Here is a 21,946-nt window from a genome sequence, read left to right on the forward strand (position 1 = left end):
CACAAAACTTAGACTGGGGTTTTCCCTTGGTTCAACCTTGGAACCCCATGACCGTTTTTCGCATCAATTTCGGCAATCTCTCCATCGGCGCCCGCCTGGCCCTGGGCTTTGGCGCGGTGCTCGCCTTGCTGCTGGCCCTGGCCGGCACGGCGCAGTACAAGCTCGCGCAGATCGAGCGCATCAATCAGGCGATCATCCAGCAGACCTGGGCCGGCGCCAGCGCGGTATCGGTCATCGACGTCACGACGCGCGCCAACGCGCGCGCCAATCTGGAATTGATCGTCGACGCCGATCCGGCCGCTTCTGAAAAGCGCTTTGTCCAGATCGACCAGAACCGCCGCACCATAGACCAGGCGCTCGCCGCGCTGCGGCCCTTGTACGCGTCGGCGCAGGACAGCGCGCGGCTGCGCGCGCTGGAAGAGGTGCGAGGGCGCTACGTGCGGTCGTTCCAGGCGGTGGGCGCGCAATTGAAGAATGGCGAGCGCGATGCGGCCCGGCAGCGGTTGCTGGAAGAAACGCTGCCCCTGCTCGACAGCCTGCAGAACCACATCGTCGAACTGTCGCGGCTGCAGGCCGCCGAGATGCGGCAGGCCGGCGAGGCCAGCCAGGAGATCACGCGGCAGGCGGAGCGGCTGAACCTGGCCCTGGCGGGCATCGCGCTGGCGCTGGGCGCGCTTTTCGCATGGCGGGTCGCGCGGTCCGTCACGCGGCCGCTGGCGCGCGCCGTCAAGGCGGCCGAGTCGGTGGCGGGCGGCGACCTGAGCCAGCGCATCGAAGCGGGCGCGGGCGACGAAACCGGACGCCTGCTGCACGCGCTGCAGGACATGCAGGACAGACTGGCCGGCGCCGTGCGCGCCATCCGCGGCGGGGCGGAAACCATCTCCAGCGCCTCGGGCCAGATCGCGGCGGGCAATGCCGACCTGTCCAGCCGCACCGAGGAGCAGGCGGCTTCGCTGGAAGAGACCGCCGCATCGATGGAGGAGCTGGCCTCGACCGTCAAGCAGAACGCCGACAACGCCAGCCAGGCCGACCGCCTCGCGGCCGGCGCCTGCGCCATCGCCGAGCGCGGCGGCAGCGCCGTGTCGGCGGTGGTCGGCACCATGCAAGAGATTTCCGCCAGTTCGCGCAAGATCTCCGAGATCGTGTCGGTGATCGACGCGATCGCGTTCCAGACCAACATCCTGGCGCTCAACGCCGCGGTCGAGGCCGCGCGCGCGGGCGAGCAGGGTAAGGGCTTCGCGGTGGTGGCGGGCGAGGTGCGTTCGCTGGCGCAGCGCAGCGCGCAGGCCGCGCGCGAAGTCAAGGCGCTGATCGAGGATTCCGCCGGCAAGGTCGCCGACGGCTCGCGCCAGGCGCAGGAGGCCGGCGCCACGATGCAGGAAGTGGTGGCTTCGGTGCAGCGCGTGACCGACATCATGGGAGAGATCGCGGCGGCTTCGCGCGAACAGGCCAGCGGCATCGAGCAGGTGAACCGCGCCGTCGCGCAGATGGACGTAGTCACGCAGCAGAACGCCGCGCTGGTCGAGCAGGCCGCGGCGGCGGCCGGGTCGATGCAGGACCAGGCGCGCGAACTGGTGGGCGCGGTGGGCGTGTTCCGGTTGACGGACGACGCCGGCCGCGGCCAGCAGGACGCGCCGGCGCGGCTGCGAGCCAGGCTGTTGCCGGCCTAGGCGGGCGGCCGCGGGCGCGCTAGAAACGCGGATTCTTGCCGAACGGGACCTCGTCGTCCGTCGGTTTTTCGAAGGTGGCGGTATCGCCGTTGAGGTCGGCGACGTGGATCTGCGCGAGCCGCGTCGCCTCTTCGATCGCGATCTGCGCGGACGGAAAGCGCTCGTCGATGGCGATCCGCTCTTCGGCGGCCGCGCCGGGCGGCGGAATCAGCATGTAGCCTATGCTCCAGGCGCCGTCCTGGTTGACCGGATGTTCGATCTGGAAATCCCACTTTGCTTGTTCCATGGTGCCTCCTGTCGACGTTTTTCATGCTACTGCGGTCGATGTGGCCCCTAAAAGCAGCAAGGCCGGCGCCACGGCGCCGGCCTTGCGGATGATCGCGCCGTGGCCTAGCCGCGTCTTGCGGTCAGCCACTGCTGCGAGGGCAGCGGCTCGGCGGCGATGCGGATTTCACCGATGCTGCCGAAAAAGCCGTCGCTGCGTTCGCCGTCCCAGGAGCCGGCGCCCACCACCCACGGCATGGCGGCCGACACCGGGGCCAGGCCGGTGGCGTTGCCGGAGTTGCGCAGCGCCGGCGCGCCTTCGATGTACATGATGCTTTCCTTCGCGGCCGGGTCGGCCACCACGGCGATGTGCACCCAGCTGTCGGCCATGATCTCGCCGGACCAGCTGGCCTGCGGGGCGCGCGCGCCCGCCTGCGGCGTGACCACTTCCCACTGGATTTCGCGCAGGCTGGAGACCGCGAACAGCAGCGGCGGCGATTCGCCGTCGCCGCCGGAGAAGCCCGGCACCGCGTCGCGCCGGCCGTCGCGGGTCATGATGTTCATCCAGGCGTGCAGGTCGGAACGCCAGTTCTTGTCGATCTTCACGAACGCTTCGACCGTGTAGCCGGTGGCGGCGAAGTCCATGGCGTTGAGCGGCGCGGCGGCGTCGGTCAGGAAGTAGCTCAGGCGCTGGGCGTTCTTGTCGGTGTTGGCGAATTGCACCGAGCCGGGGGCGGCGGACAGGAAGTGCTTGTCGTCGCTCCAGCGCACGTCTTCGAGCTGCGCCGTGCGCACGCCGGGTTCGGCGTTCAGGGCCGCGCGCCGCAGCGGGTTCTGGCCGGCGCGGTCCTCGATGACCTGGCCGGCCGCCACGGCCTGTCCGGCCGCGCCGCCGGTGAAGCGCCAGTGCGCCACGGTGCTGGCCACCTTGGGATAGTCCTCGGGATCGGCCGGGGCGCGGGCGACCTCGACCTCGGGCTCGGTGTAGCCGGCCAGTATCATCGCGCTGGCGGCCTCCACCAGCGAGCCGCGCAGCTGCGGGCCGGGCTTGAACTGCTTGTTGAATCCGGAGAAGCGGGCGGCGAAGTCCATCTCGATGGTGAACTGCTCGTTGGCCGTCTTCAGCACGGCCTGGTCGAACTGCGTCAGGGTGTCGCGCGGCTTCTGCACCACCCACGGCGAGAACGACAGCACGTGGATCTGGTTGTGGGTCAGGTCGAATTCATACAGGCGCATCAGGCCGTTGCCGCCCTGGTAGGCCATCTGGTAGTCGACCACCATGATTTCGACCTTATTGCCGAAATCGTTGACGCGGGTCTGGTGCGCCGCGCCGTGATGGTGGCCGTTGAGCGTCATGAAGATCTGGTCGTTGTCGCGGATCAGGCGCTCCCACAGCATGTTGCCGTAGGCCGTCTCCAGCGGGCTGACGCCGTCGCGGTCGATGTTCAGCAGCTGGTGGTTGACCAGGATGACGGGCAGGCCGGGATTTTCCTGGATGACGCGGCGCGCCCACGCGATGCCGTCGTCCGAGATGCGCCACGACAGCGACAGCACCATGAACTGCTGCCCCTCGGCTTCGAACACGTGGTATTCGTGGAAGCCGCTGGCGTCGCGGCCGCGGAAGGTGCTCATGCGCTTGGCGCGGGCGGGGTTGAACCATTGCAGATAGGGCTCGTCGGCCAGCACGCGCTGGGCGTCGGTGCCGCTGGCCTGGCTGGAGGCGTCCACGTATTCCAGCGAACGGAGCACGTCGTGGTTGCCGGCCAGCACCGAGTACGGAACCTTGGCCGTTTCCAGCACCCGCATGGCCTGGTCGGCCACTTTCCACTGGTCGGGCTTGCCGGCCTGGTCCACCACGTCGCCCAGATGGGTCACGAAGGGAATGTTCAGCGCGGCCGCGTTGGCGGCGATCCAGTAGGTCTGCGCCATGTAGGGTTCGCTGCCGAACTTGCGGCTGTACTGGCTGCTTTCCGCCAGCGTGGCGTAGCGGGCGTAGAACTGGGTGTCGGGCAGCACCGCCAGCGCGAAGCGCGAACCCTGGGTGGCGTCGGGGCCGGGTTCGGGCTGGGGCTGCGGCGTTTCGCCGCCGCTCTCGCCGCCGCCGGCGGCGGAATCGTCATCGTCGTCGTCGCCGCCGCAAGCGGTCAGCAGTCCCGCGCCGGGGATCAGCGCCGCGGCCAGGCCGCCTCGGAGGAAGTTGCGGCGCGTGGGCGCCGGCAGGCCGGTTTCGTCATCGAAGGTGGACATCGCAAATCCTGAGTGCACGTGAAAGGCCGCATTTATATTCGTGCGGAGTGACGCGCCAATGACAGGATTTGTCCTAGATAACGATGAGGCTCCGGCTTCAGCCCAGGTGCTCGACGTTGCCGCAGACCGATATGCTCTGGCCGCTGATCATCGCGCCTTCGTCCGAGCACAGAAAGGCCACCTGGTTCGCGATGTCCTCGGGACGGGTCATGCGCCGCAGCGATACGCCGGACAGCAGCTGCGCGCGCATCTCGTCGTTGCTGACGCCGCCGGCGGCGGCGCGCGCGGCGATGATGCGTTCGACCCGTTCGCCCGCCACCACGCCGGGCAGCACCGAATTGACGCGGATGTTGGACGGGCCGAGCTCCATGGCCCAGGTCTGGGTCAGGCCGGCCAGCCCGAACTTGCTGGCGCTGTAGGGCGTGCGCAGCGAAAATCCAAGACGGCCGGCCACCGAAGAGATGTTGACGATAGAGCCGCCGCCGGCCGCGCGCAGCATCGGCACCGCGCTGCGCGCGCACAGGAAGGTGCCGGTCAGGTTCACGTCGAGCGTGTTGCGCCAGGCCTCCAGCGTGGTGTCTTCGAGCCGGCTGGTGGGGCCGGAGACGCCGGCGTTGTTGACCAGCACGTCGAGCCCGTCCCACTTGTCCTTCAGCACGCCGAACAGGGCCTGGACCTGCGCTTCGGAAGACACGTCCGTCACGCTCATGCCCAGCCCAGAATGGCTGTCGGCGGCGGCGCGGCAGGCGGCCTCGTCCACGTCGCAGGCGTGCACTTCGGCGCCGGCCTGCAGGAACCGGCGCGCGATCGCCAGCCCGATGCCGTTCGCGCCCGCGGTGACCAGGACGCGCTTGCCCTTGAGCGATGCATTCATGCTGCGGGTCTCCGTCATGCCGCGAACTCGGGCCGCACGCCGCCGGCGCGCGGCAGTCCCATGATCTCCCGCGCTTCGGCGGGCGTGGCCGGCTCCATGTGGAGTTCGCGGATGATGCGCACGATTCTCTCGGTCAGCTGCACGTTGGTGGCCAGCTCGCCGTGGCGGTAGTACAGATTGTCTTCCAGCCCGACCCGCGCATGGCCGCCCAGCAGCAGCGCGCTGATGTTGGCCTCCAGCTGCGAGGGGCCGATGCCGCTGACGCAGAACACGCTGTTTTTGGGCAGCAGGTCCACCATCATCTGCAGGTGGCGCGGCGAGAACGGCATGGCGTTCTGGAAGTTGCGGTGCACGTTCATGACCAGGTTGATGAAAGGCGGGCCGTCGTCCAGGCCTTCGCCGATCAGCGTGGCGGCGTCCTGGATGATGTGCGTGGGGCTGAAGACCTCCCATTCCGGCTTGATGCCGCGCGCCTTCATGCCGGCGGCCAGTTCGCGCGCACGGCTCAGCGGCGTATTCATCAGGTACTCGCGGCCGTCGAAGGCCAGGTTCAGCGTGGTGGCGTCCAGCGTGCACATTTCCGCGCCCGCGTCCATGCCCTTGAGCCGCTCCTCCCAGAGGATCTCCCAGGTGCCGGGCGTGGTCTCCCTGACCATGTCGCCGTGCACGCCGCCGCCGGTGGAGTTGTTCAGCACGATATCGCAGCGGTCGCGGATGAGCCGGTTCATCTCGCGGTAGATCGAGGCGTCGCAGGTGGCCTGGTCGTCGGGCCGGCGGGCGTGCAGGGCCGCCACGCTGGCGCCGGCGTTGTAGCAGCGGTAGACGTCCTCGGCGATTTCGCGGGGCTGGGTGGGAAGATGGGGATTCTGGTTCTTGAACGCCATGCCGCCGGTCGGGGCGATGGTCACGATCACTTTGCGTTTTGCCATGGCGTGCTCGCTATTTCCACAGGGCGCAGCGGCTTTCCGACTGCTTGGTGAAGGCTTCGTTGCCGTCGATGGTGCGGACGACCTTGAAATAGTCCCAGGGTTCCTTGGACTGTTCCGGCGTCTTGACCTGCAGCAGATACATGTCGTGCACGACACGGCCGTCGGGCCGCACCACGCCGTTTTTGATGTACATGTCGTTCAGCTTGTTCGCGCGCAGGTGGGCAAGCACCTTGTCCGCGTCGTCGGTGCCGGTGGCCTTGACCGCGCGCAGGTACTGCAGCGCGGCCGAGTAGTCGGCCGCCTGCAGCGAGGAGGGCATGGCCTGCTGGCGCTTGTAGAACTCCCGGCCCCAGGCGCGGGCGTCGTCCGAGGCGTTCCAGTACCAGCTGTCGGTCAGGTACATGCCCTGGGCGGTGGGCAGGCCCATGGCGTGGACGTCGTTGATGAACATCATCATGCCGGCGAGTTTCATCGTCTGGGTGACGCCGAATTCGTTGGCCGCCTTGATCGCGTTGATGGTGTCGGCGCCGGCGTTGGCCAGGGCCAGGATTTCGGCCTTGCTGCTTTGCGCCTGCAGCAGGAACGAGGAGAAGTCGGCCGACGACAGCGGATGCTTGACCGCGCCCAGTACGGTGCCGCCGCCGGCCTCGATCACGGTGGTGGTATCGGCCTGCAGCGCGTGGCCGAAGGCGTAGTCCGCAGTCAGGAAGTACCAGGACTTGCCGCCGGCCTTGACCACCGCGCCGCCGGTGCCGCGCGCCTGGGCGACCGTGTCGTAGGCGTAGTTCAGGGTGTAGGGCGTGCACTGCTCGTTGGTCAGCGCAGGCGAGCCCGCTCCCACCACGATGATGGGCTTTTTCTTGTCGGCGGCGACCTTGGACATGGCCAGCGCCGTGCTGGAATTCGTGCCGCCTATCAGCATGTCCAGGCCGCGCTGGTCGAACCATTCGCGCGCCTTGGCCGAGGCGATGTCGGGCTTGTTCTGGTGGTCGGCCACCAGCAGCTCTATTTTTTTGCCGTCGATCGCGCCGCCCATTTCCTCTATGGCCATCCTGATGGCCTGGGCGCCGCCGGGGCCGTCCGGGCCCGAATACACGCCGGAAAGATCGGTGATGAAGCCGATGCGGATGACGTCATCCGAGAACTGCGCCTGCGCGCCGCCGGGCGCGGCCAGCAGGAGGGCGCCGCAGGCGGCTGCGGCGGACATCGCGTGCGACATTGACAACATTCATGTCTCCTCTTATGTTTTTTGGCCGATGAGCATTCTTATTCTGTGGTCGGACCCGCCGCGCGGACAGTCACCATGGTGACAAAGAAGCCTAGGGTTTACCTGGGCGGGCGCCACAGCCTGAAGAGGAAACAATGGGCATGGCGTCTGCGGACAAGAGGGACCAGCCGTTGCGCGCCGGGCCACGTCAGGCGCAGGCGGCGGTGGACAGGATGCTGGAGGTGGTGCCCTGGTATAACGGCCTGCCGCCGGCCGAGCGCCAGGAGATCCGCGCCGCGCTGCGCGTGGTGTCGCTAAGGAAGGGCGAATACCTGTTTCGCGCGGGTTCGCGCTCGCCGGGCTGGTACGGCGTGGTGGACGGCCTGGTGAAGTGGTCGTCCAGCGGCGCGCAGGGAAAGACGCTGTCGCTGGCTGGCTTCAGCACCGGAAGCTGGTTCGGCGAGGCCACCATGATCCGCGGCGCGCGCTTCGAGTACGAAGTGATGGCCTTGCGGCCGAGCCGCGTGGTGGTGCTGCCGCGCGACCTGTGCGAACGGCTGTGGAAGCAGAACATCGCGTTCACCCAGGCGCTGATGCTGCATCTGGCGCAGCGCGTGGACTGGCTGATGGCCAGCTATTGCGGCAATGTGCTGCTGGACGTGGACACGATGGTGGCGCGCGCGGTGGCGGCGCAGCTCGCGGCGGAATCGCACTCGGACACCGGCGGGCGCCTGAAGATCTCGCAGGAAGAAATCGCCAGCCTGTGCGGCGTGTCGCGCCAGCGCTGCAACGCCGCCCTGACGCGCCTGGCGCGCGCCGGCGTGCTGCAGACGCGTTACGGCGGGCTGACCATCCTGGACCGCGACGCGCTGCATCATTACGCGCAGATCGGACGCGGAGACGGGCCGGAAAATCTGCCGTAACCTGTTCACATGACCGATTCAGATGCTACCCGGGCGGTTTCGCCATCCAATCGCTACGACAAGATGGAGTGGGCGGGCGCCTTCGGCGACCTGGGCACCCTGATTCCGTTCATCGCGGCCTATATCGGCGTGCTGGGCATGGACCCGTTCGGCGTTCTGTTCGCCTTCGGGGTGTCGATGCTGGCTTGCGGCCTGTATTACCGCACGCCCATTCCGGTGCAGCCCATGAAGGCCATCGGCGCCGCGGCCTCGATCCAGGCGGTGCAGACGGCGGTGGTCACGCCGGGCGCGGTGCAGGTGGCCGCGCTGGTGACCGGGCTGGTGTGGCTGGCGCTGGCGCTCAGCGGCGTCATGCGCCACGTGGCGCGCTGGGTGCCGGCCACGGTGGTCTACGCGATCCTGCTGGGGCTGGGCGTGGGCTTCATGCTGCAGGGCGTGAAGATGATGCACGGCGACCTGCTGGTGGCCCTGGTCGCGGGGGCGATGGCGCTGGCGCTGCTGCGCAGCCGGCGCATGCCCGCCATGTTCTGTCTGCTGCTGTTCGGCGCGGCGCTGGGGCTGTGGCGCCAGCCCGAACTGCTGGACCGCCTGCTGGCGACGCCGCCGGCCCTGCGCCTGCCGCAATGGACGCTGTCGGAGGTGGGCTGGGATCAGGTGTTCGTGGCCATCGTGCTGCTGGTCCTGCCGCAGATTCCGCTGACGCTGGGCAACGCCATCCTGGCCATCAGCCACGAGAACAACCGGCTTTTTCCCGAACGCCCGGTGTCCGAGGGCACGATGGCTTTTTCCACGGGGCTGATGAACTTGTTTTCCGGCCTGAGCGGCGGCGTGCCGATGTGCCACGGCGCCGGCGGCATGGCCGGCCACGTCGCGTTCGGCGCGCGCACCGGCGGCTCGGTGGTGATACTGGGCGGGCTGCTGCTGGCGCTGGCGCTGTTTTTCAGCGGCGCGGTGGCGACCCTGTTCGAGCTGTTTCCGCCGGCGGTGCTGGGGGTGCTGCTGTTCATCACCGGCCTGCAGCTGGCGGTGGGCAACGGCGCGCTGCCCGAGGCGCGCGAGGAACGCGCCGTGGTGCTGGCCGGCGCCGCCGTCTGCATCTGGAACGTGGCCGCCGGCTTTGTGCTGGGCTGTGCGCTGCACTACGCGGTGCGGCGCGGCTGGCTGCGCCTGTAGACGGACGCCAGCCGCTATACTGACGCCATGACCGCAAGGCCGCTCGCTCAGCGGCCGGAACTCGTGAGTACGATGATAAATAAAAGCCAAATCACTGGGTTGATCCTGGCCGGCGGACGAGGCAGCCGCATGGGAGGCGTGGACAAGGGCTTGCAGAATTTCCAGGGCATCCCCCTGGCCATGCACGCCTTGCTGCGCCTGGGGCCGCAGGTCGGCGAGATCATGATCAACGCGAACCGCAACCTGGCGGCCTACGAATCGCTGGGCGCGCCGGTATGGCCCGACGCCAGCGCCGATTTCGCCGGGCCGCTGGCGGGCTTCGCCGCCGGGCTGGAGCGCTGCGAAACCGAATACCTGGTCACCGTGCCCTGCGATTCGCCGCTGTTTCCGCCGGACATGGTGGAGCGGCTGGCGGCCGGGCTCGAGCACGCCGGGGCCGACATCGCCATGGTGGCCACGCGCGAGGGCGGGGCGGTCCGCGCGCAGCCGGTGTTCTGCCTGCTCAAGACCTCGCTGCTGGGCAGCCTGCTGGCGTTTCTCGACAGCGGCCAGCGCAAGATCGACGTCTGGACCGCCAGCCATGTCTGTGTCGAGGTGCTGTTCGAGGACGCGCACGCGTTCGCCGGCGCCAACACCCTAACCGAACTGCAGCAGCTTCAATCATGAGCACCGATCGTCCCGCGACCCTCGCGGCCATCGCTTCCTGTGTCGATGGCTATGACCCGAACGCGCTGCCCATCGGGCAGGCGCGCGAATTCATCGACCGGCTGGTGCCGCGCCTGAGCGCCACCGAGGTGCTGCCGCTGCGCGCCGCGCTGGGCCGCACGCTGGCCGCCGACATCGTCTCCGACATCGATGTGCCGGCGCATGACAACTCGGCCATGGACGGCTACGCGCTGCGCGGCGCCGACCTGCGCGCCGACGGCGACACGGTGCTGCGCATCGCCGGCAGCGGGCGCGCGGGCGAGAATTTCATGGGCCAGGCCGGGCCGGGCGAATGCGTGCGCATCATGACCGGCGCGGTGATGCCCGCCGGGCTGGACACCGTGGTGCCGCAGGAATTCGTGCAGGTGCAAGACGGCGCCATCGCCGTGCCCGCGGGCATGCTGCGCGCCGGCGACAACCGCCGCCTGGCCGGCGAGGACCTGGCGCGCGGCGAGCCGGCGCTGGCGGCAGGGCGCATATTGCGGCCCGCCGACATCGGCATGCTGGCCTCGCTGGGCCGCGGCGAGGTGGCCGTGCGCCGCCGCGTGCGCGTGGCGTTCTTTTCCACGGGCAGCGAACTGCGCTCCGTCGGCCAGCCGCTGGACGAAGGCTGCGTCTACGACAGCAACCGCTACACGCTGTGGTGCATGCTGCAGCGCCTGGGCGTGGAAGTGCTGGACATGGGCGTGGTGCGCGACGACGAGGCCTCGCTCGAAGCCGCCTTCGCCGCCGCGGCCGCCAACGCGGACGTGGTCATCACGTCCGGCGGCGTGAGCGTGGGCGAGGCCGACTACACCAAGAAAGTCATGGCGCGCCTGGGCGACGTGCTGTTCTGGCGCATCGCCATGCGACCGGGGCGGCCGCTGGCCATCGGCCGCATCGGGCAGGCGATCCTGTTCGGCCTGCCGGGCAATCCGGTGGCCGTGATGGTCACTTTCTACGCGCTGGTGCGCGACGCGATCCTGGCCATGGGCGGGGCCGCGCCGCAGGCCCTGCCGCTGCTGCGCTGCGTGACGCCCAAGGCCATCCGCAAAAAGCCCGGCCGCACCGAATACCAGCGCGCCATCGTCACGCGCGCCGAGGACGGCGGCTGGCAGGCGCACATCACCGGTTCGCAGGGCTCGGGCATTCTGCGCAGCATGAGCCAGGCCAACGGCCTGCTGGTGCTGGGGCACGAGCAGGGCGACATCGCCGCGGGCGCCTACGTGGACGTGCTGCCTTTCGACGGCTTGATCTGAGGCGCCGCATGACCCGAGTGATAGGTTTCGCCGGATGGAGCGGCGCGGGCAAGACCCAGCTGCTCACGCGCCTGATTCCCGTGCTGAAGGCGCGCGGCCTGAGCGTGTCCACGCTCAAGCATGCCCATCACGCCTTCGATATCGACCACCCGGGCAAGGACTCCTACCAGCATCGCGAGGCGGGCGCCTGCGAGGTGCTGGTGGCGTCTTCGACGCGCTGGGCGCTGATGCACGAATTGCGCGGAGCGCCCGAGCCGGGGCTGGGCGAGCTGCTGGGCCATATGCGCGCGGTGGACCTGGTGCTGGTCGAGGGCTTCAAGCGTAGCCCGCACCTGAAGATCGAAGTGCACCGGGCCGCCAACGCCAAGCCCTGGCTGTATCCGGACGACCCCAGCATCGGCGCCATCGCCAGCGATGCGCCGCCGCCTGCCGAAACCGGCTTGCCCTGGGTCGGCCTGGACGACTACGAAGCCGTGGCCGACCTGGTCCAGGCGCATGCCTGGCCCCTGGAAAAGGTGCTGGCGGCCACCGCCGGCGCCTATTGATTTGCGTTGGGGAAGAACAGCTGCTGGCCGTTGATCTTGTAGCTGGCGATGGTGTCCTGGCCGGCCTTGGAGGTGACCCAGTCGGCGAACTTCTGGGCTGCCGCCGCCTTCACGTGCGCATGTCTGGCCGGGTTCACCACCATCACGCCGTACTGGTTGAAGAGCCGTTTGTCGCCCTCGACCAGCACCTTGAGGTCGCCGGGGTTCTTGAAGCTGAGCCAGGTGCCGCGGTCGGACAGCACATAGGCGTTCATCGACGAGGCCATGTTCAGGGCCGGGCCCATGCCGCAGCCGCATTCCTTGTAGCCGCCGCCCTTGTCGTCCAGGCCGGCCTGTTTCCAGTAGCGCAGCTCGGCCGCGTGCGTGCCGCTCTTGTCGCCGCGTGAGATAAAGGGCGCGTCGGCGGCCGCCAGCTTGCCGAGCGCGGCGACGATGTCCTTGCCCCTGGCGCCCGCCGGGTCCGGCGCGGGGCCGATCAGCACGAAGTCGTTGTACATCACCGGATAGCGCTTGGCCGCGTAGCCGTCGGCCACGAATTTCTCTTCGGCCGCCTGGTCGTGCACGAACACCACGTCGGCGTCGCCGCGGCGCGCGGTGTCCAGGGCCTGGCCGGTGCCTTGCGCCACCACCTTGACGTCGATGCCGCTGGCCGCCTTGAACGCCGGCAGCAGCTGCCCGAACAGGCCCGACTGTTCGGTCGAGGTGGTCGAGGCCATGGTGATGGTCTCGGCCCGCACGGGAAGCACGGCGAGCGCGGCCGCCAGGCCGGTGAGGGCGACGCCGCAGCGCAAGGGTGTGAGCGGATTCATAGAATGCGTTCTCCTTTGAGGAACAGGCTTGCGGTTTCGGGCAGGGGGCCGTTGAAGAAATCGTGCACGGGCAGATCGACGAGCACCCGGCCGTGGTCCAGGTAGATGACGCGGTCGGCCAGGCGCTGCACCTGGCCCAGGTTGTGGCTGGCGAAGATCATGGTGGCTGCTTTTCCGGTAGCCGATTCGCCGGCGCTGAACCGCTGCATCAGGTTCTCGACCTCGCGCTTGGAGTGCGGGTCCAGGCTGGCGGTGGGTTCGTCCAGCAGCAGGGCTTCGGGGGCTTGCGCCCAGGCGCGCGCCAGCGCCAGGCGCTGTTTCTGCCCGCCGGACAGGCTGCGCGCGTTGCGCTCGGCCAGCTCGCTCATCTCGACCTGGCGCAGCGCCTGGGCGGCGCGCTCGCGCGCCTGGCCCCAGGGCGTGCCGCGCAGCCACAGCCCGAGCGCGACGTTGTTCAGGGCCGAGGCGCGCAGCATGTAGGGGTGCTGGAACAGCATGGCCTGGCGCGTCGTGGGCAGGCAGCGCGCGCTTCCGGCGCTGGGGCGGGCCAGGCCGTGCAGCACGCGCAGCAGCGTGCTCTTGCCGCTGCCGTTGGCTCCGACCAGCGCCACGCGTTCGCCGGCGGCGATGCTCAGGCGCACGCCACGCAGGGCCTGCACGGCGCCGTAGCGCAGGTCCACGCCGTCCAGTTCGAACAGCGCGTTCATAGCGCCTCGCGCGCCAGCGCGGCGGCGACGCCGGCGTCGCGCTGCTCGTGCCAGCGCCGCGCCATGGCGCCCAGGACGTTGAGCGCGAGCACCACGGCCAGCAGCACCAGGCCCAGCGCCATCGCCATCGGCAGGTCGCCCTTGCTGGTTTCCAGCGCGATGGCGGTGGTCATGACGCGGGTATAGCCGTCGATATTGCCGCCCACCACCATGACCGCGCCGACCTCGGAGATCGCGCGCCCGAAGGCCGCGATCACGATGGTGACCAGGGCGAAGCGTTCGTCCCACAGCAGCAGCAGGCCGCGCAGCAGCGGCGGCGCGCCCAGCGAACGCAGCTGTTCGCCGTGGTCGGCTTCGGCGTCGCCCACGGTCTGGCGCACCAGCGCGGTGACGAAGGGCAGCACGAGTATGGTCTGGGCCAGCACCATGGCCTTGAAGGAAAACAGCCAGCCCAGGAAACCCAGCGGGCCGGAGTGCGACAGCAGCAGGTAGACGATCAGGCCGACCACCACCGAGGGCAGGGCCAGCGAGGTGTTGAGCAGGGTCAGCACGGCCGGCTTGGCGCGGAAGTTCACCACGCTCAGCCACGCGCCGGCGGCCATGCCCAGCGTACAGGCCAGGATACAGGCCGTCACGCTGACGGCGAGCGAGCGCCCGACGATGGCCAGCAGCGTAGAGTCGAGCGAAACGATGAGCCGCAGCGCAGTCTGCACGCTCTCCGTAAGAGTATTCATGCGTGTTGTCCCTGTCTCCCCGGACGAGGGTATCGCATGCCTTGGCGGCGAGCCATATGAAGGGAATTGCATAGCGCCGCACGCGGCTTTGCGCTACGCTTTCCTGCAACCCGTTCCCGGGTTTTCGAGGCAGTTTTAAGGCATACTACGCCGCCGTGCACAGCATAGAACTCACCTATCTGCTGGGCGCCCAAGGCGCGCAACCAGCCCAGATCCGCAACGCCCTCATGGACCTGTTGTTCGCGGTGCGCGAGCACGGGTCGATCTCGGCCGCGGCCAAGGCCCTGGGTCTGTCGTACCGTCATGTCTGGGGCGAACTGAAGCGCTGGGAGCAGACGCTGGGCCGCACCCTCATCGTCTGGGACAAGGGCCAGCCCGCGCGCCTGAACGAATTCGGCGAAAAGCTGCTATGGGCCGAGCGCCAGGCGCAGGCCAGGCTGGCGCCGCAGATCAGCGCGCTGCGCGCCGAGCTGGAGCGCACCTTCGCGGTGGCCTTCGACAACGCCGCCCACGTGGTGCCGCTGTACGCCAGCCACGACGACGCGCTGGCGGCGCTGCAGGAATACGCGGTCGCCTCGGCCAAGCTGCACCTGGACGTGCGCTACGCCGGCAGCCTGGACGCGATCAGCGCGCTCAACGAGGGGCGCTGCGTGATGGCCGGCTTCCATGCCCGCCAGCAGCCGCCGCCCGGCTCGCGCAGCGAGCGGGCCTACAAGCCGCTGCTGCGGCCGGGGCTGCACAAGATCATCGGTTTCGCCCAGCGCGACCAGGGCCTGATCGTGGCGCGCGGCAATCCGCGCCGGCTGCGCGGCGTCGCGGACCTGGCGCAGCCGGGCCTGCGCTACGTGAACCGGGCGCTGGGCACGGGCACCCGGGTGCTGTTCGACGAGCTGCTCGAAGAGGCCGGAATAGCCCCCCGCGCCGTCGACGGCTACCAGCGCACCGAGCCTTCGCACAAGGCGGTGGCGCACGCGGTGGCCTCGGGCAGCGCCGACGCCGGCCTGGGCATCGCCTCGGCCGCCGTGCGCGAACGGCTGGATTTCGTGCCGCTGGTGCGGGAGAACTATTTCCTGGTGTGCCTGAAGTCCACGCTGGAGCAGCCGTCCACGCTGGCCTTGATGGAAATCCTGCGCAGCGCGCAGTGGCAGGCGCTGCTGGCGGGAATGCCGGGGTATACGCCTACGGATAGCGGGCAGGTGTTGTCGCTGCGGCGGAGCCTGCCTTGGTGGGATTTCGGGAGGAAGCCGAAGCGGCGGTGATTTGGTGGGGGGGTGTGATGGGTTTCGCGCGCTCGGCGGTTGATTTCCTATGTCGAGTATCTCGCGCTGCACCCATCCTACGAGTCGATGGCCGTAGGATGGGTGCAGCGCGAGATCTCTTGTGCAAGAACCCGAATCTCGAGCGCGCGAAACCCATCACACAACGCCGACCCGCTCCCCCGCCAATTCCGGCTGCAACCGCAGCCGCTCCGGCGCCGTATAGCAGATGAAGCGCTTGTTGATCGCCCGTCCGATCGCGCACAGCCCCAGCTGCTGGGCGATTTCATAACCCATCTGGGTGATGCCGCTGCGCGAGACCACGATGGGCACGCCCATCTGCGCGGACTTCATCACCATTTCGCTCGTCAGCCGCCCGGTGGTGTAGAACACCTTGTCGGCGCCGTCCTGGCCCTGCGCGCCCTGCACCCACATCCAGCCGGCGATGGTGTCGATGGCGTTGTGGCGGCCGACGTCCTCGACGAACATCAGCATGTCGGCGCCGCGAAACAGCGCGCAGCCATGCACCGAGCCGGCCGATTTGTAGGTGGTCTCCTGCAGCCGGATGGCGTTGAGCAGGCCGTAGAGCTCGTCCTGGCCCAGGCGCGCCTCGGGCGCCAGGCGGATGCTGTCGATCTCTTCCATCAGGTCGCCGAACACGCTGCCCTGGCCGCAGCCGGTGGTGACCACGCGCTTCTTGGTGCGGGCCTCGATGTCGGCGATGCCGTTGCGGGTTTCGACGGCGGCCGCGTTGACCTCCCAGTCCACGGTCACGCTGACGACTTCGTCCAGCCCGCGCACCAGGCGCTGGTTGCGCAGGTAGCCCAGCACCAGCAGCTCGGGCAGGGCGCCCAGCGTCATCAGGGTGACGATTTCGCGGCGGTCCACGTAGACCGTCAGCGGCCGTTCGGCCGGGATCGACAGCGCCTCGCGCCGGCCGTGTTCGTCTATCGCCCACACCTCGCGGGTCAGCGGGGCGTGGGCGGCGGTCATGCGGGGCAACGACGCGGTCATCGGTACGGAATCAAGGCTTGGGCTTGCTGTCGGCGGCGGGCGTGGCGGTGCTGGGCGGCTGGGTGGCCGTGCCGGCGGGCGAATGCGCGCCGGAGGTCTCGCGCGGTTTTTCCTCGGGGCGCACGTAGGCGAAAGGCCCCGGGTCCTGGCAGCCGGCGGTGGCCACGGGCGGACGCGGAGTCTTGCCGGCGGCCTTGGCCTGCGCGTAATACGCGGCGGCCACGCGGTCCTGCGCCTGGCAAAGCCGGTAGGCGTCCATCTTGGCCGACCAGGCGGCCTTGGCCGCGGTCTCGTCGGCGCGGGCCTTGGCCTCGGCGCTGGGCGGAGGCAGCTTGGCGTAGGCCGCCGGCACGGCGGCCAGCGCGATCAGTATTGCAGCGAGCTTTTTCATGCGGGCTCCTGGTGGCGGGCCGTCAGACGCCGGCCGGGCGGGTGGGGCGCGTCTTAGCGCCTTTGTCCGGCGTGCGCTGCGCGGGGATCTTGCCGGCCTCGATGTCGTCGTACCAGAGCTGATGGTGCTCGCGCGCCCAGGTTTCGTCGACGTAGCCGGTCTTCATGGCCTTGAACGCGCCCTGCATGCCTATGGTGCCGAGGTAGATATGGCCCATGATCATGCAGGTCATGAGGACGACGGACACCGCATGGACCATGTGGGCGATCTGCATGTTGCCGCGCGAATAGTCCAGGTCGGGCACCACCTTGTCCAGGAACAGACCCGACACCACCGCGATCAGACCCAGGAACAGCATGCCGCCCCAGAACATGATCTTCTCGCCGGCGTTGAAGCGGTGCGAAGGCACGTGCGTGGCGCGCAGCAGGCCGCCGCCCTTCTTGAGCCAGATCAGGTCGTAGCGGCGCGGGATGTTGTCCTTGATGAAGGTCAGCAGCACCACCACCAGCGACACCGCGAACACCGGCCCGACGAAGTTGTGGACGGTCTTCAGCACCCAGGTCATCCAGCCGTACAGCGCGCTGCCCATGATGGGCAGCAGGAAGAACTTGCCGAAGGCCATCACGATGCCGGACAGCGCCAGTATCACGAAGGCGGTGGCGTTGACCCAGTGCGCGGCGCGCTCGAAATACGTGAAGCGTTCGATGCGCCGGCCGGTGGGGGCCTCGTGCACCTTGATGCTGCCTTTGGCCAGGTAGAACAGCACGATGGCGACCAGCATGATGAGCAGCAGGCCGCCGCCGTACGGAATGATCCAGTTGTTGCGCACCTGGCGCCAGGCCTCGCCGGCGGTGGTGTAGTCCGAACCGGGGTACTGCACGAAGCGCTGGATCAGCACGCCGGCCTCGGGCGCCTGGCTGCGCGGCAGGCTGGAATAGCCGGGTTCGCCGGAATTGACCTGGCGCCACATCGGCGCGTTGTTGCCCGGCTGCACCTTGGCGCGTTCGGCGTTGGTCTGCTCGGCATAGCCCGGCAACTCGTTGGCGTCGGGCTTGACCTCGAAGATGTTGGCGCTCTGGATGTTGCCCAGGCCGCCGCCGGCGGGCGCCGCATTCTGGGCGGCCGCCGGCGCCAGCGCCGCCAAGCCTATCACCAGTGCCGCGAGTAGTGACCGTATCATGGCAAGCTCCCGATCAATGCACGCGCGTGTATTCGTTCTGGCCACGCTGCGTGCGGGTCTTCAGCTCTTGCTGCCAACTGTTCTTGTCGCCGGGCTTCCAGCCGGAAGCCACGAAATTGCTGCCCGTGCCGTCGTAGTAGGGCTTGCCGGCATTATTGTTCTTGCCGGTCATCAGCGCCTGCGACGGTTCGCTGCAGGCCGCGAGCAGCGCGACGGCGGCCAGCAGGGATATGCGCGCAATCATCATGGCTTGGCCTTTGCAGGTTGCTGCTGCTGTTGCTGGGACGGCTGGCCGGCCTGCTGCGAGCCGTAGGCGGTGCCCCAGCCCCAGACTTCGGCGCCCTTACCGCGCTGCACCACGCGGTTGCGGAAGATGTCGGCCACCACGTCGCCGTCGCCGGCCAGCAGCGCCTTGGTCGAGCACATTTCGGCGCAGGCCGGCAGCTTGCCTTCGGCCAGGCGGTTGCGCCCGTACTTCTCGAACTCGGCCGCGCTGCCGTGTTCTTCCGGGCCGCCGGCGCAGAAGGTGCACTTGTCCATCTTGCCGCGCACGCCGAAATTGCCCTCGGAAGGGAACTGCGGCGCGCCGAAAGGACAGGCGTAGGAGCAGTAGCCGCAGCCGATACAGGTGTCCTTGTTGTGCAGCACCACGCCTTCGTCGGTGCGGTAGAAGCAGTTCACCGGGCACACCGCCATACAGGGCGCGTCGCTGCAGTGCATGCAGGCCACCGAGATCGACTTCTCGCCGGGCACGCCGTCGTTGAGCGTGACCACGCGGCGCCGGTTGACCCCCCAGGGCACTTCATGCTCGTTCTTGCAGGCGGTGACGCAGCTGTTGCACTCGATACACCGTTCCGCATCACAGACGAATTTCATACGGGCCATGGCGCTCTCCTTAAGCCTTTTCTATGTTGCAGATGGTGGTCTTGGTTTCCTGCATCATCGTCACGGAGTCGTAGCCGTAGGTGGTGCCGGTATTGACCGCCTCGCCGCGCACGATGGGCGCGGCGCCTTCCGGGTAGTGGGCCAGCATGTCCTGGCCCTGCCAGCGGCCCGAGAAGTGGAACGGCATGAAGGCGGTGTCGGGGCCGACGCGCTCGGTGACCAGGGCCTGCACGTTCAGGCGCGCGCCGGTGGGCGTGTGGACCCAGCAGCGGTCGCCGTTGCGGATGCCGCGGTCGGCGGCCGCCTTGGGATTGAGCTCGACGAACATTTCCTGCTGCAGCTCGGCCAGCCACGGGTTGGAACGCGTTTCCTCGCCGCCGCCCTCGTATTCGACCAGGCGGCCCGAGGTGAGGATGAGCGGGAATTTCTCGTACAGCTTCTCGGCCACGTTCTTCTGCTGCAGCGAGGTGTACAGCGTGGGCAGGCGCCAGAAGGTCTTGAGGTCGGCCTGGGCCGGGTATTTCTCGACCAGGTCGGGCCGCGTGCCGTAGATGGGCTCGCGGTGCTGCGGGATGGCGTCGGGAAAGTTCCAGACCACGGCGCGCGCCTTGGCGTTGCCGAACGGGTAGCAGCCGTGCACCTGCATGACCACGCGGATGATGCCGCCGGACGGGTCGGTCTTCCAGTTCTTGCCTTCGGCCGCGGTTTTTTCCTCGGCGGTGAGGTCGTCCCACCAGCCCAGCTTCTTGAGCAGCACGTGGTCGAATTCCGGATAGCCGGTGGTCAGCTCCGCGCCCTTGGAGTGCGAGCCGTCCTCGGCCAGCAGGTTCACGCCGTCGCGCTCCACGCCGAAGTTGGCGCGGAAGTTGCCGCCGCCGTTCATGACGTGCAGGCTGGTGTCGTACAGGTTGGCCGTGCCCGGATGCTTCAGGCTGGGATTGCCCCAGCAGGGCCAGGGCAGGCCGAAGTAATCGCCGGTCAGGTCGTAGCCGGTCTCGGCGTCCTTGCCGCCCTTGGCGCGCAGCGTCTTCACGTCGAACATCTGCATGTTGCGCATGTGCGCCTTCAGGCGTTCGGGGCTCTGGCCGGTGTAGCCGATGGTCCAGCAGGTGGCGTTGATCTCGCGCAGGATGTCCTCGACCACCGGCTCGTCCATGTCCTTGACCTTCTGCATCTTGTAGTTCTTGCAGAGTTCCTTGGCGAACCCGAGTTTCTCGGCAAGCTGGTACATGATCATGTGGTCGGTGCGGCTCTCCCACAGCGGCTCGATGACTTTCTCGCGCCATTGCAGCGAGCGGTTCGAGGCGGTGCAGCTGCCGTTGGTCTCGAACTGGGTCGCCGCCGGCAGCAGGTACACGGCGCGGTTGGGATTGAGGTCTTCCGGCTTGCCGGGCATGGCGGCCATGGCGGCGGTGGCCGACGGATAGGGATCGACCACCACCAGCAGGTCGAGCTTGTCCATGGCGCGCTTCATTTCCAGCCCGCGGGTCTGCGAGTTGGGCGCGTGGCCCCAGTAGAACACCGCGCGCAGGTTGGTTTCCTGGTCGATCAGGTCGGGGTTTTCGAGCACCCCGTCGATCCAGCGCGACACGGTGATGCCGGGCTTGGTCATCATGCCCGGCGAGGCGTAGCGGCTCTTGATCCAGTCGTAATCCACGCCCCAGGTATGGGCGAAGTGCTTCCAGGAGCCTTCGGCCAGGCCGTAGTAGCCCGGCAGCGAATCCGGGTTGGGGCCCACGTCGGTGGCGCCCTGCACGTTGTCGTGGCCGCGGAAGATGTTGGCGCCGCCGCCGGACTTGCCGACGTTACCCAGCGCCAGCTGCACGATACAGGAGGCGCGCACCATGGCGTTGCCGATCGAGTGCTGGGTCTGGCCCATGCACCACACCAGCGTGCCGGGGCGGTTCTCGTGCATGGTCTTGGCCACCTGGTACATGGTCGCCTCGTCCACGCCGCAGGCGTCCTGGACCTTGTCAGGCGTCCATTTGGCCAGGACTTCGGCCTTGACCTTGTCCATGCCGTAGACGCGCGCATCGATGTAGGCCTGGTCTTCCCAGCCGTTCTTGAAGATGTGGTACAGCAGGCCGAACAGGAAGGGGATGTCGGTGCCCGAGCGGATGCGCACGTACTGGTCGGCCTTGGCCGCGGTGCGGGTGAAGCGCGGATCGACCACGATCATCTTGCAGCCGGTTTCCTTGGCGTGCAGCATGTGCAGCATCGACACCGGGTGGGCCTCGGCCGCGTTCGAGCCGATGTACAGCGCCACCTTGGCGTTCTGCATGTCGTTGTACGAATTGGTCATGGCGCCGTAGCCCCATGTATTCGCAACGCCGGCCACGGTGGTCGAGTGGCAGATGCGCGCCTGGTGGTCGCAGTTGTTGCTGCCCCAGAAGCTGACGAACTTGCGCAGCAGGTACGACTGCTCGTTGTTGTGCTTGGAAGAGCCGATCCAGTACACCGAATCCGGGCCGCTTTCCTTGCGCAGCTGCATCAGCTTGGCGGTGATTTCCTGGTAGGCGGTGTCCCAGCTGATGCGCTGGTACTTGCCGTTGACCAGCTTCATGGGATAGCGCAGGCGGTGCTCGCCGTGCCCGTGCTCGCGCACCGAGGCGCCCTTGGCGCAGTGCGCGCCCAGGTTGATGGGCGAATCGAACACCGGCTCCTGGCGCACCCAGACGCCGTTCTCGACCACGGCGTCGACCGCGCAGCCGACCGAACAGTGGGTACAGACGGTGCGGCGGACTTCGATCTTGGTGTTGCCGACGGCCACGCCGTTCTTGCCCTCGGCGGCCTGCGCGCGCGTGAGCAGCGTCAACTGGCCGGCGGCCAGGCCGGCGCCCACGCCCAGGCCGGAACGGCGCAGGAAGGCGCGCCGGTCCATGGTGGGCAGGGCCTGGGCCATGCCGCGGCGCAGGCTCTGGACGAATCTGGACTCGGAGCCGCCGGCGGCTCCGCTGGTTTTCTTGGTCAGCAACATGCCGGGCTCCCTATCAAACGAGGGTGGTCTTGTAGTAACGCTTGACGTGTTCGCTCAGCCTGTAGCCGCCGCCCTTCTCGGGCGCGGCCTGGGGCTGCGCGGCGGCGGGTTTGGCCTGTGCGCCGGGGAGAACGGCGACGCCGACTGCGGCGGCGCCTAGCGTCGCCGAACCCGCGAAGAATTTGCGGCGCGAACGATTGGTCGGGCTTTGCGACATG

The 21,946-nt window shown here is 68.4% G+C and carries 22 protein-coding genes; 7 read left to right on the top strand and 15 right to left on the bottom strand.

Going from position 1 to position 21,946, the window contains the following annotated elements:
- The first annotated feature begins 47 nt into the window (after positions 1-47).
- A complete protein-coding gene (locus tag AC1IQ6_RS04680) occupies positions 48-1,670 on the top strand; it encodes a methyl-accepting chemotaxis protein (RefSeq protein WP_485865947.1) in 1,623 nt (540 codons plus the stop codon).
- A gap of 19 nt (positions 1,671-1,689) precedes the next feature.
- On the opposite strand, the gene AC1IQ6_RS04685 is transcribed toward AC1IQ6_RS04680, so the two are convergent.
- The 5 genes from AC1IQ6_RS04685 to AC1IQ6_RS04705 all read right to left on the bottom strand — a co-directional run bounded on the left by AC1IQ6_RS04685 (position 1,690) and on the right by AC1IQ6_RS04705 (position 7,212).
- Complete coding sequence (locus AC1IQ6_RS04685; RefSeq protein ID WP_102773892.1) at positions 1,690-1,956, bottom strand: hypothetical protein; 267 nt, start codon at positions 1,954-1,956, stop codon at positions 1,690-1,692.
- A gap of 104 nt (positions 1,957-2,060) precedes the next feature.
- The gene (locus AC1IQ6_RS04690) at positions 2,061-4,181 is read right to left on the bottom strand and encodes a LamG-like jellyroll fold domain-containing protein (protein ID WP_485865948.1); all 2,121 of its coding nucleotides are present in this window, start codon (positions 4,179-4,181) and stop codon (positions 2,061-2,063) included.
- Between the two features lie 97 nt (positions 4,182-4,278).
- Positions 4,279-5,055, bottom strand: a complete 777-nt coding sequence (locus AC1IQ6_RS04695) for an SDR family oxidoreductase (protein ID WP_485865949.1) — start codon at positions 5,053-5,055, stop codon at positions 4,279-4,281.
- A gap of 14 nt (positions 5,056-5,069) precedes the next feature.
- A complete protein-coding gene (locus AC1IQ6_RS04700) occupies positions 5,070-5,984 on the bottom strand; it encodes a beta-keto acid cleavage family enzyme (protein WP_485865950.1) in 915 nt (304 codons plus the stop codon).
- 10 nt (positions 5,985-5,994) lie between these two features.
- Positions 5,995-7,212, bottom strand: coding sequence for an ABC transporter substrate-binding protein (locus tag AC1IQ6_RS04705; protein WP_111825776.1), 1,218 nt, complete (start codon positions 7,210-7,212; stop codon positions 5,995-5,997).
- A gap of 140 nt (positions 7,213-7,352) precedes the next feature.
- Here AC1IQ6_RS04705 and AC1IQ6_RS04710 point away from each other — a divergent pair, with 140 nt between their 5' ends.
- The 5 genes from AC1IQ6_RS04710 to mobB all read left to right on the top strand — a co-directional run bounded on the left by AC1IQ6_RS04710 (position 7,353) and on the right by mobB (position 11,775).
- Positions 7,353-8,114, top strand: coding sequence for a Crp/Fnr family transcriptional regulator (locus tag AC1IQ6_RS04710; RefSeq protein WP_246842451.1), 762 nt, complete (start codon positions 7,353-7,355; stop codon positions 8,112-8,114).
- 9 nt (positions 8,115-8,123) lie between these two features.
- Positions 8,124-9,287, top strand: a complete 1,164-nt coding sequence (locus tag AC1IQ6_RS04715; protein WP_485865951.1) for a putative sulfate/molybdate transporter — start codon at positions 8,124-8,126, stop codon at positions 9,285-9,287.
- A 72-nt stretch (positions 9,288-9,359) separates the two neighbouring features.
- Complete coding sequence (gene mobA, locus AC1IQ6_RS04720) at positions 9,360-9,953, top strand: molybdenum cofactor guanylyltransferase MobA (RefSeq protein WP_111825774.1); 594 nt, start codon at positions 9,360-9,362, stop codon at positions 9,951-9,953.
- Positions 9,950-11,230 carry a molybdopterin molybdotransferase MoeA gene (gene moeA, locus AC1IQ6_RS04725; RefSeq protein WP_485865952.1) on the top strand — a complete coding sequence of 427 codons (1,281 nt, stop codon included), beginning with the start codon at positions 9,950-9,952 and terminating at the stop codon, positions 11,228-11,230. The genes mobA and moeA overlap by 4 nt, the downstream gene beginning before the upstream one ends.
- Before the next feature lie 8 nt (positions 11,231-11,238).
- Positions 11,239-11,775 (top strand): molybdopterin-guanine dinucleotide biosynthesis protein B, encoded by a 537-nt coding sequence (gene mobB / locus AC1IQ6_RS04730; protein ID WP_102773886.1) that lies wholly within the window; start codon positions 11,239-11,241, stop codon positions 11,773-11,775.
- Here the strand turns inward: mobB and AC1IQ6_RS04735 are convergent.
- Genes AC1IQ6_RS04735 through AC1IQ6_RS04745 form a run of 3 tightly spaced genes read right to left on the bottom strand, consistent with a single transcriptional unit; the run spans position 11,769 to position 14,025 of the window.
- Complete coding sequence (locus AC1IQ6_RS04735; protein ID WP_485865953.1) at positions 11,769-12,584, bottom strand: ABC transporter substrate-binding protein; 816 nt, start codon at positions 12,582-12,584, stop codon at positions 11,769-11,771. The two genes, mobB and AC1IQ6_RS04735, sit on opposite strands and share 7 nt — an antisense overlap.
- On the bottom strand, positions 12,581-13,291 hold the full coding sequence (locus AC1IQ6_RS04740; RefSeq protein WP_485865954.1) for an ABC transporter ATP-binding protein: 711 nt from the start codon (positions 13,289-13,291) through the stop codon (positions 12,581-12,583). The genes AC1IQ6_RS04735 and AC1IQ6_RS04740 overlap by 4 nt, the downstream gene beginning before the upstream one ends.
- Complete coding sequence (locus tag AC1IQ6_RS04745) at positions 13,288-14,025, bottom strand: ABC transporter permease (protein ID WP_209165657.1); 738 nt, start codon at positions 14,023-14,025, stop codon at positions 13,288-13,290. Before AC1IQ6_RS04745 ends, AC1IQ6_RS04740 begins: the two co-directional genes overlap by 4 nt.
- Before the next feature lie 155 nt (positions 14,026-14,180).
- Here AC1IQ6_RS04745 and AC1IQ6_RS04750 point away from each other — a divergent pair, with 155 nt between their 5' ends.
- A complete protein-coding gene (locus AC1IQ6_RS04750; RefSeq protein WP_485865955.1) occupies positions 14,181-15,284 on the top strand; it encodes a substrate-binding domain-containing protein in 1,104 nt (367 codons plus the stop codon).
- 156 nt (positions 15,285-15,440) lie between these two features.
- On the opposite strand, the gene AC1IQ6_RS04755 is transcribed toward AC1IQ6_RS04750, so the two are convergent.
- From AC1IQ6_RS04755 to AC1IQ6_RS04785, 7 genes are read right to left on the bottom strand one after another with little or no spacing between them, the layout of a single operon-like run.
- Positions 15,441-16,274, bottom strand: coding sequence for a formate dehydrogenase accessory sulfurtransferase FdhD (locus tag AC1IQ6_RS04755; protein WP_485865956.1), 834 nt, complete (start codon positions 16,272-16,274; stop codon positions 15,441-15,443).
- 31 nt (positions 16,275-16,305) lie between these two features.
- Entirely contained in the window at positions 16,306-16,686 is a 381-nt protein-coding gene (locus tag AC1IQ6_RS04760) for a hypothetical protein (RefSeq protein WP_111825768.1), read from the bottom strand.
- Between the two features lie 22 nt (positions 16,687-16,708).
- Positions 16,709-17,866, bottom strand: coding sequence for a formate dehydrogenase subunit gamma (locus AC1IQ6_RS04765; RefSeq protein ID WP_102773879.1), 1,158 nt, complete (start codon positions 17,864-17,866; stop codon positions 16,709-16,711).
- Between the two features lie 13 nt (positions 17,867-17,879).
- Complete coding sequence (locus tag AC1IQ6_RS04770; protein ID WP_102774160.1) at positions 17,880-18,110, bottom strand: hypothetical protein; 231 nt, start codon at positions 18,108-18,110, stop codon at positions 17,880-17,882.
- Positions 18,110-18,751 (bottom strand): formate dehydrogenase FDH3 subunit beta, encoded by a 642-nt coding sequence (gene fdh3B, locus AC1IQ6_RS04775; protein WP_102773878.1) that lies wholly within the window; start codon positions 18,749-18,751, stop codon positions 18,110-18,112. Before fdh3B ends, AC1IQ6_RS04770 begins: the two co-directional genes overlap by 1 nt.
- A 10-nt stretch (positions 18,752-18,761) precedes the next feature.
- Positions 18,762-21,728, bottom strand: a complete 2,967-nt coding sequence (locus AC1IQ6_RS04780) for a formate dehydrogenase subunit alpha (protein WP_485865957.1) — start codon at positions 21,726-21,728, stop codon at positions 18,762-18,764.
- Between the two features lie 13 nt (positions 21,729-21,741).
- Complete coding sequence (locus tag AC1IQ6_RS04785) at positions 21,742-21,945, bottom strand: formate dehydrogenase (RefSeq protein WP_102773876.1); 204 nt, start codon at positions 21,943-21,945, stop codon at positions 21,742-21,744.
- Between the last annotated feature and the right edge of the window lies 1 nt (position 21,946).

Source organism: Achromobacter sp. MUI-25009338, assembly GCF_057359325.1.

Excerpts from the sequence above, each read along its gene's own strand:
- AC1IQ6_RS04680 (WP_485865947.1), top strand. The coding sequence starts at position 48 with ATGACCGTTTTTCGCATCAATTTCGGCAATCTCTCCATCGGCGCCCGC.
- AC1IQ6_RS04685 (WP_102773892.1), bottom strand. The coding sequence starts at position 1,956 with ATGGAACAAGCAAAGTGGGATTTCCAGATCGAACATCCGGTCAACCAG.
- AC1IQ6_RS04690 (WP_485865948.1), bottom strand. The coding sequence starts at position 4,181 with ATGTCCACCTTCGATGACGAAACCGGCCTGCCGGCGCCCACGCGCCGC.
- AC1IQ6_RS04695 (WP_485865949.1), bottom strand. The coding sequence starts at position 5,055 with ATGAATGCATCGCTCAAGGGCAAGCGCGTCCTGGTCACCGCGGGCGCG.
- AC1IQ6_RS04700 (WP_485865950.1), bottom strand. The coding sequence starts at position 5,984 with ATGGCAAAACGCAAAGTGATCGTGACCATCGCCCCGACCGGCGGCATG.
- AC1IQ6_RS04705 (WP_111825776.1), bottom strand. The coding sequence starts at position 7,212 with ATGTTGTCAATGTCGCACGCGATGTCCGCCGCAGCCGCCTGCGGCGCC.
- AC1IQ6_RS04710 (WP_246842451.1), top strand. The coding sequence starts at position 7,353 with ATGGCGTCTGCGGACAAGAGGGACCAGCCGTTGCGCGCCGGGCCACGT.
- AC1IQ6_RS04715 (WP_485865951.1), top strand. The coding sequence starts at position 8,124 with ATGACCGATTCAGATGCTACCCGGGCGGTTTCGCCATCCAATCGCTAC.
- mobA (WP_111825774.1), top strand. The coding sequence starts at position 9,360 with ATGATAAATAAAAGCCAAATCACTGGGTTGATCCTGGCCGGCGGACGA.
- moeA (WP_485865952.1), top strand. The coding sequence starts at position 9,950 with ATGAGCACCGATCGTCCCGCGACCCTCGCGGCCATCGCTTCCTGTGTC.
- mobB (WP_102773886.1), top strand. The coding sequence starts at position 11,239 with ATGACCCGAGTGATAGGTTTCGCCGGATGGAGCGGCGCGGGCAAGACC.
- AC1IQ6_RS04735 (WP_485865953.1), bottom strand. The coding sequence starts at position 12,584 with ATGAATCCGCTCACACCCTTGCGCTGCGGCGTCGCCCTCACCGGCCTG.
- AC1IQ6_RS04740 (WP_485865954.1), bottom strand. The coding sequence starts at position 13,291 with ATGAACGCGCTGTTCGAACTGGACGGCGTGGACCTGCGCTACGGCGCC.
- AC1IQ6_RS04745 (WP_209165657.1), bottom strand. The coding sequence starts at position 14,025 with ATGAATACTCTTACGGAGAGCGTGCAGACTGCGCTGCGGCTCATCGTT.
- AC1IQ6_RS04755 (WP_485865956.1), bottom strand. The coding sequence starts at position 16,274 with ATGACCGCCGCCCACGCCCCGCTGACCCGCGAGGTGTGGGCGATAGAC.
- AC1IQ6_RS04760 (WP_111825768.1), bottom strand. The coding sequence starts at position 16,686 with ATGAAAAAGCTCGCTGCAATACTGATCGCGCTGGCCGCCGTGCCGGCG.
- AC1IQ6_RS04765 (WP_102773879.1), bottom strand. The coding sequence starts at position 17,866 with ATGATACGGTCACTACTCGCGGCACTGGTGATAGGCTTGGCGGCGCTG.
- AC1IQ6_RS04770 (WP_102774160.1), bottom strand. The coding sequence starts at position 18,110 with ATGATTGCGCGCATATCCCTGCTGGCCGCCGTCGCGCTGCTCGCGGCC.
- fdh3B (WP_102773878.1), bottom strand. The coding sequence starts at position 18,751 with ATGGCCCGTATGAAATTCGTCTGTGATGCGGAACGGTGTATCGAGTGC.
- AC1IQ6_RS04780 (WP_485865957.1), bottom strand. The coding sequence starts at position 21,728 with ATGTTGCTGACCAAGAAAACCAGCGGAGCCGCCGGCGGCTCCGAGTCC.
- AC1IQ6_RS04785 (WP_102773876.1), bottom strand. The coding sequence starts at position 21,945 with ATGTCGCAAAGCCCGACCAATCGTTCGCGCCGCAAATTCTTCGCGGGT.